General features: G+C 41.6%; 9 protein-coding genes. 5 read left to right on the forward strand and 4 right to left on the reverse strand.

Annotation, left to right across the window (positions count from 1 at the left end; genetic code table 11):
* Window positions 1–120 precede the first annotated feature (120 nt).
* On the reverse strand, window positions 121–1,353 hold the full coding sequence (locus DTA23_RS06400; protein WP_112374171.1) for an MFS transporter: 1,233 nt from the start codon (window positions 1,351–1,353) through the stop codon (window positions 121–123).
* A 185-nt stretch (window positions 1,354–1,538) separates the two neighbouring features.
* Here DTA23_RS06400 and DTA23_RS06405 point away from each other — a divergent pair, with 185 nt between their 5' ends.
* From DTA23_RS06405 to DTA23_RS06415, 3 genes are read left to right on the forward strand one after another with little or no spacing between them, the layout of a single operon-like run.
* Window positions 1,539–1,976 (forward strand): sodium:solute symporter family transporter, encoded by a 438-nt coding sequence (locus DTA23_RS06405; protein ID WP_070569570.1) that lies wholly within the window; start codon window positions 1,539–1,541, stop codon window positions 1,974–1,976.
* A 40-nt stretch (window positions 1,977–2,016) separates the two neighbouring features.
* Window positions 2,017–3,228, forward strand: coding sequence for a M20 metallopeptidase family protein (locus DTA23_RS06410; protein WP_239468709.1), 1,212 nt, complete (start codon window positions 2,017–2,019; stop codon window positions 3,226–3,228).
* Window positions 3,221–4,192 carry a Gfo/Idh/MocA family protein gene (locus tag DTA23_RS06415; RefSeq protein ID WP_239468708.1) on the forward strand — a complete coding sequence of 324 codons (972 nt, stop codon included), beginning with the start codon at window positions 3,221–3,223 and terminating at the stop codon, window positions 4,190–4,192. The genes DTA23_RS06410 and DTA23_RS06415 overlap by 8 nt, the downstream gene beginning before the upstream one ends.
* A gap of 18 nt (window positions 4,193–4,210) precedes the next feature.
* On the opposite strand, the gene DTA23_RS06420 is transcribed toward DTA23_RS06415, so the two are convergent.
* Genes DTA23_RS06420 through DTA23_RS06430 form a run of 3 tightly spaced genes read right to left on the reverse strand, consistent with a single transcriptional unit; the run spans window position 4,211 to window position 6,354 of the window.
* Window positions 4,211–4,888 (reverse strand): YiiX family permuted papain-like enzyme, encoded by a 678-nt coding sequence (locus tag DTA23_RS06420; RefSeq protein ID WP_112374173.1) that lies wholly within the window; start codon window positions 4,886–4,888, stop codon window positions 4,211–4,213.
* Window positions 4,889–4,903: 15 nt separating this feature from the next.
* Window positions 4,904–5,809, reverse strand: coding sequence for a hypothetical protein (locus DTA23_RS06425; protein ID WP_146753015.1), 906 nt, complete (start codon window positions 5,807–5,809; stop codon window positions 4,904–4,906).
* A gap of 53 nt (window positions 5,810–5,862) precedes the next feature.
* Entirely contained in the window at window positions 5,863–6,354 is a 492-nt protein-coding gene (locus DTA23_RS06430; RefSeq protein ID WP_112374175.1) for a hypothetical protein, read from the reverse strand.
* Between the two features lie 689 nt (window positions 6,355–7,043).
* Between DTA23_RS06430 and DTA23_RS06435 the strand changes: the two genes are divergently transcribed.
* A complete protein-coding gene (locus tag DTA23_RS06435; protein WP_112374176.1) occupies window positions 7,044–7,856 on the forward strand; it encodes a ribose-phosphate pyrophosphokinase in 813 nt (270 codons plus the stop codon).
* Window positions 7,857–7,860: 4 nt separating this feature from the next.
* On the forward strand, window positions 7,861–8,892 hold a 1,032-nt coding region (locus tag DTA23_RS06440; RefSeq protein ID WP_218565306.1), incomplete at its 3' end, for a nicotinamide phosphoribosyltransferase domain-containing protein.

Genomic DNA, 8,892 nt, shown 5'->3' on the forward strand with positions numbered 1-8,892 from the left:
TGCAACAAATATAGTTGTTTTTAATACTATTTTAAAAATAATTCAACTTTTAAGTATAGTTTTGAAGCTGTCCAGCTACAGGTTAATATTGCCCTGTCGCTGAAAGAACCTGCCCATAGCTTATACGCTTTTGACCAACTTATGAATAACGTATAAAGTGGTCAATCCCAACAGCGCAAATATGCCATAACCTAATCCAATCTGAAACTGCGAAGAAGGGTTTACCAAGCTTACCGTGATGTAACTGAGTGAAGAGGTCAGCAGGTAGGTAATTCCGCCAACCAATCCGCCGGCGATACCTGCCGACAATGGAAACCTCCCTAAACAGTAGCTGAAATAATTGTTAAAAATAAATCCTGCTGTACAATGTACAGCAAATGCGAAAAATGTCAATGTATAGAGATTTGACAGGTAAGGTGAAACCAAGAGCATACATACAATCAGGCTGATCTGAATGAAGTTGGCGATTCTCAACTTCGGAACCAAGGCTCTTTTAATAAGGGCTTTACCAATAAAACCACCACACATCCAAGCTAAGCCCATAATTAGCGAGGTATAACCGGTTGTGATTGCGCTATAGCCCAGCTGGTGTTCAATAAAAAAGGGACCGCTGAGGTTGTAGAACATGACAAGACCGTAGGATATACCGCACATGACTATACCGAAGGTAAAATCATTGCTTTTAAGCATCATTTTAAATTCGCCAATCAGGTAGTTGATATGGAGAGGTTTCTTCTGTTTGATTGTTTCGCCAGAAAAGATCAGTTCAAGGATGAAAAGTACAGCACTGTAAACGGCCAGAACCATAAAGTTAGAACGCCAACCAAATTGTGTCTGAAGGTAGCCGCCAATAAAAGGAGCGACAATCGGACCGATCGACCAGACGATGGTCATAATGCTGAGGTAGTGCTTGCGCTGTTCACCTTCGTAGACATCCACAAAATAGGCTCTTTTTGAGATGACCACAAATGCCGATAAGATGCCCTGTAGAATACGCATCAGGTAAATAACCCAAATATCTTGCGTGCTTGCTGTAATCCAGAAACTGACAATGAAAAGGAAAAGTGATATCAGGTTGATGCGATATCTTCCCCAAGCGTCAACCAACGCTCCTGTAAAGAACTGAGCAACACCATAGCTGATTAGAAAAAGCGAAAGGGTTAGCTGGATTTTGCTTTCATTCAAGCCAAGCTCCTGAGCCATTTGTGGCATCGACGGAAGATAAATATCGGTCGCAAGTCCCGTAATCGGAACAAGTGCAAATGCTAGTATCGTCGGGATAAAAGATTGCTGTGGTTTAGTGTTTTTTCCATCCTTTAATTTTTTAAATTTCGCGTCTCTATGGACGTTCATGCAGCCAGCCACTTTTTTCTCTTTGACCTGCTAAATATGATGTGGACAAAAGTAGCTTCATTGCCTGTTTCGAAAGATATAGAATTCAAACAAATTATTGTGAAAATCAAACAGGCTTATTGCGGTAGGCTAAAGGTGGTATACCCGCATGTTTTTTGAAATAATTACTGAAGTTTGCGGGTTCCATGAGTGCGGTTGTACTGATCAGTTATTCGGATAAGCCGGTTTTCCTTTATTTGATGAATCTGTATGGTCTTTTCACGCCAGGCATCGCAACAATGTTTTTAATGGGGGTATTTTGGAAAAGAACCACATCGCAGGGTGCTTTAACAGCAGGTTTACTGACAATTCCCCTTTCTTTACTTTTGGAATACACCTTACCTGAAATGCCGTTTTTTAATAGAACAGGCATTGTATTCTGGACTTGTATGCTTGCTTGTGCTGTGGTCAGTTTGTTGACACCAGCGGTCGCCGAAGCAAGATTAAAAAATCTGGTGTTGACGGGCGATTCTTTTCAGGTACCGGATCAGGATAAAGCCGCTTACCGTGGTTTTCGAAATCCGACCTTATGGTGGATTATTATAACGGTGTTGGTGCTCTATTTTTATGTACGTTATTTTTAGCTTAACTTGTTGACCTGTTATACTCTTAAAACTTATCCAGATGATCGACCCAATATTGAAAGAATTAAATGCCAAGATAGCGACTGTTTTTCCAAAAATCGTTGCAATGCGCCGACATATCCATCAGCATCCTGAATTGTCTTTTCAAGAATACGAGACAAGTGCCTATATTCAGCAACAACTTCGCGAACTGGGTATACCATTCGAGCTTGTCGCTCAGACAGGTGTTGTGGCTGTACTGACCGGACAAAAATCGGCGAGCGATGATATTGTGGTATTACGGGCTGATATTGATGCTTTGCCGATACATGAGCAAAATGATGTGGACTATAAATCGAGGAATAGAGGTGTCATGCATGCTTGTGGCCATGATTTTCATACGGCTAATCTCTTGGGGGCGGCCTCCATATTAAATGATTATAAAACGGAGTTTTCTGGTAAAATTATACTACTATTTCAGCCTGCTGAGGAAAAGATTCCGGGCGGAGCGATTCAGGTTTTGGAATCCGGGATTCTGGAATCTTTTGGTGGAACGATTAAAGCTGTGCTGGGGTTACATGTAAGTCCCCGTGTTTCTGTAGGAAAAGTCGGTTTACGTTCGGGACGATTTATGGCCTCGAGCGACGAGTTCTATTTCACCATTAAGGGACGTGGTGGCCACGCTGCGGAGCCACATCGGGCTGTTGATCCCATTATGATCGGCGCGCAGTTACTCACCACCTTACAGCAAGTTGTCAGCCGGAAAGCCAACCCCGATGTGCCGTCTGTATTGACCTTTGGTCGTTTCATTGGGGATGGTGCTGCCAATGTTATTCCCGAGGAAGTCAAATTAGCCGGAACATTTCGTACCATGGATGAGGTATGGCGCAAGGAGGCGCTGGAAATGGTTGCTGAAATAGCGGCAACGCTTCCCGTATCGCTGGGTGCAAAGGTGGAAGTTGAAGTACGGCATGGTTACCCCGCACTTTATAACGATCCCGCATTAACGCAAAAAGTCAAAACAATTATTGCGGAAACGATGGGGAATAGTGTGCCACAAGATCTCGAAATCTGGATGGCGGCCGAGGATTTTGCTTATTATTCTTATCGTTATCCGGCGTTGTTCATGTTGATTGGGACAAATAACGACGATTCCACCACGCAATATGGCCTTCATAATCCACAGTTCAATCTGGATGAAAAGGCTTTCGAAACATCCATGGCTGTTTTGGTCAATGCAGCTATTTCTCTTTTGAATGAATCAAATGAATAGAAAGAAATTCTTGATGTCCTCTTTTGCATTTGGACTATCCTATGCCGTTAAAGCGAATAACAAGCTGTCCTCGAGGCAAGAGAAGGTGAAAAAAATAGGGATCATTGGACTGGATATTACGCACGCTGCTGCTTTTACAAGAGCGATTAATACGGCTGCCAGCAATCATCCCTATGGAAAATTCAGGGTTACTGCGGCTTACCCCTATGGAAGCAAAACGATCCCTTTAAGTATCGAGCGTATTCCGAAAATTACAGCGGAAGTGCAACAGCTCGGGGTTTCGATCGTATCAAGTATTGCCGAACTATTGAAGAAAGTAGATTATGTACTTTTGGAGACAAATGATGGAAATCTCCATTTGGAACAGGCACTTCAAGTGATTAAAGCAAAGAAACCTTTATTTATTGACAAACCAATAGCGAATTCCTATGCGGACGCTTTCAAAATTTTTGAAGCTGCAAGAAAGTATGGTTGCCCTATTTTTTCGTCAAGCTCCTTGCGTTATATTACCGGTCTTCAGGAATTGGATAGGACTAAGGTTATCGGAGCAGATGTCTATTGTCCGGCAGTAACGGAACCTTCACATAAGGATTTATATTGGTACGGCATTCATGGCGTTGAAATGTTATTTGCGTTGATGGGATCGGGGTGTCTTTCGGTAAAGACTGTTCAGGAACAGGGTACCTCGTTTTATGTTGGGAACTGGGCGGATGGAAGAATTGCCTCACTTCGGGGCATTCGTGAGGGGAAGGATGATTTTGGTGGAACGGTTTTTTTGAAAGATCAGATTGTCCATTTGGGGCAATTTATGGGATACGGTCCCTTGTTGGATAAGATCCTTCCATTTTTCGAAACGGGTGTAAGTCCGGTTGACGAAAAGGAAACCCTGGCAATATGCGCATTTATAGACGCCGCCGAAGAAAGTAAATTAAACGGCGGCAAGACGGTTCTGCTTCAAAAATAAAAAACTATGTAGGTATGCTTAATACGTATTCGCAATCGTGATCAATAACGCACTATTAAAAATCGAAGCTGGTGATATGACCGTTTCATTCAGCGGGACGCTGTTGCCGTAACGCTCTTTCAATTTGGTTTTTACTTCGGGGCTGCTTAGGTCAAAATCTTTCAGCTTTTCCAGCTTCCCAACTTCGATGCCTGCTCCACGTTGGTATATTTTCCAGATCAATTCCGAACAATATATTTTATCGTCCGACCATTCGAATGTAGCATCGTAATTTTTTCCGAGAAGATTTTTGCCGATTGATTTCATTTTGGCCAGCGTCGAATTGGTCAGTACCTGATCTGCATTTTTGAGGCGCTTGACCGCGTAATGCTGCTTTTCCCCTCGCGCAATCCAGTGTTCTAACTTAGTTACAGTTACGGGCTGTACGGCTTCCAGTACATAAGGATTACCGTTCTCATAAAAAATAATCCCACAATGGGAATACGGAGAACGCGTCGCTAATTGGATCGCTTTACATTGCGGTGAAATGGAAGACTGAAAGATCATATCACCATCTTTGAGTGGGGGCAATTTCGCATTATCTTTTGCGTGTTTGGGGGCCACTTTTTTTGGTTGAGCATGTATTGGCTCAGCAAAGATCAGTGTGACTAACATCAAGCTAATCAGCGATAGCAGGTATATAAATGTCTTTTTCATTGTTTTATTGATGACTTATTGAAATAGTTTCATGATTTTCTTTGACTTGGTCCTTTCGGCAAGTTGAAAAGCAGATAATACGTCGGATTCATATTGGTATACTTTCTCCGTGTTTGCACCGTTCTGCAAAAGATAATCTACGATTATTTTGTTTTTTATTAAGATAGCTTTTCCAAGTAATGTGCATTGTGTAAAGCTATAATCAGCTTTAATTTCATCAATACCCAGTCGGTTCAGGCTATTTAAAGAAGTTTTACGGATAAAATCCATGTCGTTTTTTTCTATTGCTATCTTCAGGATTTCGAAATCATTGAATTGTCTGTTTTTAGCTAGAAATAAATGGTGAAACTGTTTGGCGATAGCGTACTGTCCCTTTTCTAAAATCCGATGAATGGCATTGCTGCTAAATTCCTCTACTGTGGAAAATCCATGCAGCTGACTAAAAAATAAGAGTATATTTTCAAAAGGGAGCTTGGCTACCTCCAGTTGCATGAGGCCGCTCAGATCGTTCGTGTCGAATAAATTCTCCATGTGTCTGAGGCTGTCCAAAGCGATAAATTGAAATTCGGGTTGATAGTCCGCGAGCCAATTGGAGGATTTGGCTATTACAAAGGTGTTGTTAGCAATCCTATAGTTGATAGAGATAGCTGGTTCAGCATAGTTGATTATTGTTATTGTACTGTCTGATAATTCATAATGTTTTGAACGAAGATGCGCTGTCGTTGCGGTGGGAAAGAGCCTGTTGAGATTGATCTGTATGGCGTATACGCCCAACTTGTCTGCATGCAAATTATAACAAAGTGTTCCTTGCTCTGTGATGTAAAAGGGTATTATGCTCCCCGGCTGCTGCTGTGACTGAAAAACGATCTTGTTTTGGTAGGCAAATAACGATGTTGCCAGACCGGCTAGTAAGCAAAGCATGCAAAGACCTATTTTTAACCCTATGCGATTCATGGTATAAAATGATCGCATGACTAATCGTGGTATAGCTCTAAAAACTGATTGATCTGATTGGTTAACCCAAACGATTCGGATTCCAATAAATTGATTTCAGCTTGTATCTCCATTGTAGTCGGCGACAAGGTAAGCTTTCGATAGACCTGAATATCTAGTTCCAAAACGGCTAATTGTAGTGCGAGCAGCTGTTTTCCTTCTGTCGTATGGAGTTGTAGTTCATTAAAGGCATGTTTTAATCGTTCCAATTCAGCGATTGATTTTTGGACGTCATTTTCATCGGCCTTGCCAAAGTTCGGATAGGCCTCTCCCAACGTGCGAAAAGCATCGAGGTATTCTTCCTCGGACATTTCATAAATATTCGAATAGAGCATATTGTACGCATCAATGGCGTCATAGGTTTCCGAATCCATTAAGTCTTCGCGATAGTCCTCGACCAACTGTTTGATGTCTTGAGATTCAATCTGTAAGATTGACTCAATATCCTGTTTGATAAGATTGGCTATTTCCATGCTTTATGCTTAAAGTAATCTAAAGTCCCCCGCCGGCTCACAAATTTGCTGACAAAGAATTTTTTGACTTTGGTATAGACAAAGATCTTGTTTTATCGCAAAATTTCAATCCCTATAATCAGCTAATTTTTATGGAGACTGTCGCTCAGCAGTTTTTTATCACCTGAGCATCTCCTATAGGACCTGTGCAGTCCATATTTCCATCGCATTTTTCTGTCTTGTCGCACGTATTTTTCTTTCTGCCCGTCAATCAAACGGAGAGCGGGATGCCGTGTAGCCAAACGGGGATGAGCGAGCTATCAAATTCTACCTTTTAACATTGTTTGTTCAGTGCTTGTTCAGTGATTGTTCAGTGCTCGTTCAGTGATGACTCAGTGTGGACTGTATAATTAATGAATGATAACTGTCTAAATAGTGACTAAAAATTGTTATGAGATACGACTTGGTATAGGTATGCTTGGTTTAATATAGGTGAATCAGGAGATCAGCTTTAGGACCAATAGTTAGAAATGGGGGATGAATTTTAAGTAAACTAACTTTCTCTAAATTATTTGATTGATTGATAGTGTTTTATGGTGTTTTTGTGATTTTATGAGTAAAAAGTACTCAATATATTTTGCGCGCTTAAATTTAATCCTCATATTTGTTGAGTAAAAAATACTCAATAGTACAAAGTAAAATTAAAAGCTATGATCGTATTAAATAAGCAACAGGTAGTCACAGAACAATTTCCAAATGGGGAAACAAAAGTGAAAGATTTTGATCAGTTGATCTTAAAAGACAACCTTGTCGAATTTACATATCAAGAAGATGGAGACTTAATCCGCTTGCTTTTTGTCAAGAAGCGGTTGGATGAAACCGAAGCTGAAACTTGTCGGTTATTGATCCGTTATATGCCCTATAGCCGTATGGATCGCAAAATAGAAGGTGATTTATTCACATTGAACTATGTGGCGGAGTTTATCAACAGTTTGCAATTTGACAAGGTACTTGTTGTCGAACCCCATTCCAATGTTACCCTGGAACTTTTAGCAAACAGTATAGCGATTTATCCTGCTTTAGACTGGTTGCCACAGCTGATGGAAAAGCTTGATTTTTCGGACAATGATCGGATTGTTTTCCCGGATAAAGGAGCGGCGGCACGTTACATCAACAGCGGCTATGAAAATAGCTGTGTTTTTGAGAAAAAGCGAAATCCACAAACAGGCCGGATCGAAGGGATGGAACTTAAGGCTGGAGATATTCCGCTCGGCGCAAAATTTATTATTGTCGATGACCTCTGTTCTGCAGGTGGCACATTTCTTTGGGCCGGGAAAATATTGAAAGAAATGGGAGCCAGTGCAGTTTATCTTTTGGTCACACATTGTGAAGCCCGAATTTTTAAAGGGACCCTGTTGGATGATGATTCACCAATAACCAGTGTCTTTACCACCAATTCCATGATGGATACCGAGCACTCAAAAATAAATTATATCAACTTAACGACTGAAAGCTATGTTTAAATCAATGAGCAAGAATCCAATACTTTGGACAGATGGTTATAAATTGTGTCATAAGGATCAATATCCAACACATACGGAATGGGTTTATGAGACTTGGACGCCACGCATGTCTCGCATAGAAGGTATTAGTCATGTTGTATTTTTTGGATTACAGGGAGCCTTGGCCGAAATCACCAATTCATTTGATGCAAACTTTTTTGCTCAACCGGAAGAAGAGGTCGTGGCGGCTTACGAAGAGGCAATTGCAACTGTTTTTGAAAATACAAACGCGAAGTTTGCGGCGACGCATGATTCGAAACATATTCGCGACTTACATCGGCTGGGGTATCTTCCAATCAAGGTAAATGCGTTGCAGGAAGGAAGCTTGGTTCCTGTCGGCGTACCAATGTTTACGATTGAAAATACACATCCCGATTTTTTCTGGCTTCCGGGTTACCTGGAAACACAATTATCGGCTTTTATCTGGTCACCGATGACTGCAGCGACAATCGCAGATCGCTATAAAAGGTTATTGACGGGGTTTGCCGAGAGAACGGGCGACGTCAATAAAGTCTTTACGCAGGCCGGAGATTTTTCCATGCGTGGTATGGGTTCTCCTGAAACGGCTTATCGTACGGCTGGGGGACATCTGTTGAGCTTCGGTGTCTCTGCTACATTGTCTGTTCGGGAGTATCTGAAATCCTACTATCATGCAAAAAGTGATGTAATGATGTACACCCCATCGACGGAGCACAGTGTAATGTGTTCGTACGGAGAGGACGAGGTAGAAGCATTTCGACATTTAATCACAACGGTGTATCCAAGTGGAAATATCTCCATCGTATCGGATACCTACGACCTCTGGAATGTAGTTGACAATGTATTGCCGCAATTGAAAGATCTTATTATGGCTAGGGAGGGGAAGGTTGTTATTCGTCCCGATAGTGGCGATCCTGTGAAGATTATCTGTGGCGATGCTGCATCTGATCGCAGTACTGTGCAGAAAGGTATCGTCGAACGTTTGTTTGAACTTTTTGGTGGTACGACCAACAGCAAA

Source organism: Sphingobacterium multivorum, from assembly GCF_900457465.1.
Classification (GTDB): Bacteria; Bacteroidota; Bacteroidia; order Sphingobacteriales; family Sphingobacteriaceae; genus Sphingobacterium; species Sphingobacterium multivorum.

Bases quoted from the DNA above. Each gene is read 5' to 3' on its own strand.
- DTA23_RS06400 (WP_112374171.1), bottom strand. From the start codon at position 1,353: ATGAACGTCCATAGAGACGCGAAATTTAAAAAATTAAAGGATGGAAAA.
- DTA23_RS06420 (WP_112374173.1), bottom strand. From the start codon at position 4,888: ATGAAAAAGACATTTATATACCTGCTATCGCTGATTAGCTTGATGTTA.
- DTA23_RS06415 (WP_239468708.1), top strand. From the start codon at position 3,221: ATGAATAGAAAGAAATTCTTGATGTCCTCTTTTGCATTTGGACTATCC.
- DTA23_RS06410 (WP_239468709.1), top strand. From the start codon at position 2,017: ATGATCGACCCAATATTGAAAGAATTAAATGCCAAGATAGCGACTGTT.
- DTA23_RS06430 (WP_112374175.1), bottom strand. From the start codon at position 6,354: ATGGAAATAGCCAATCTTATCAAACAGGATATTGAGTCAATCTTACAG.
- DTA23_RS06435 (WP_112374176.1), top strand. From the start codon at position 7,044: ATGATCGTATTAAATAAGCAACAGGTAGTCACAGAACAATTTCCAAAT.
- DTA23_RS06405 (WP_070569570.1), top strand. From the start codon at position 1,539: ATGAGTGCGGTTGTACTGATCAGTTATTCGGATAAGCCGGTTTTCCTT.
- DTA23_RS06425 (WP_146753015.1), bottom strand. From the start codon at position 5,809: ATGCTTTGCTTACTAGCCGGTCTGGCAACATCGTTATTTGCCTACCAA.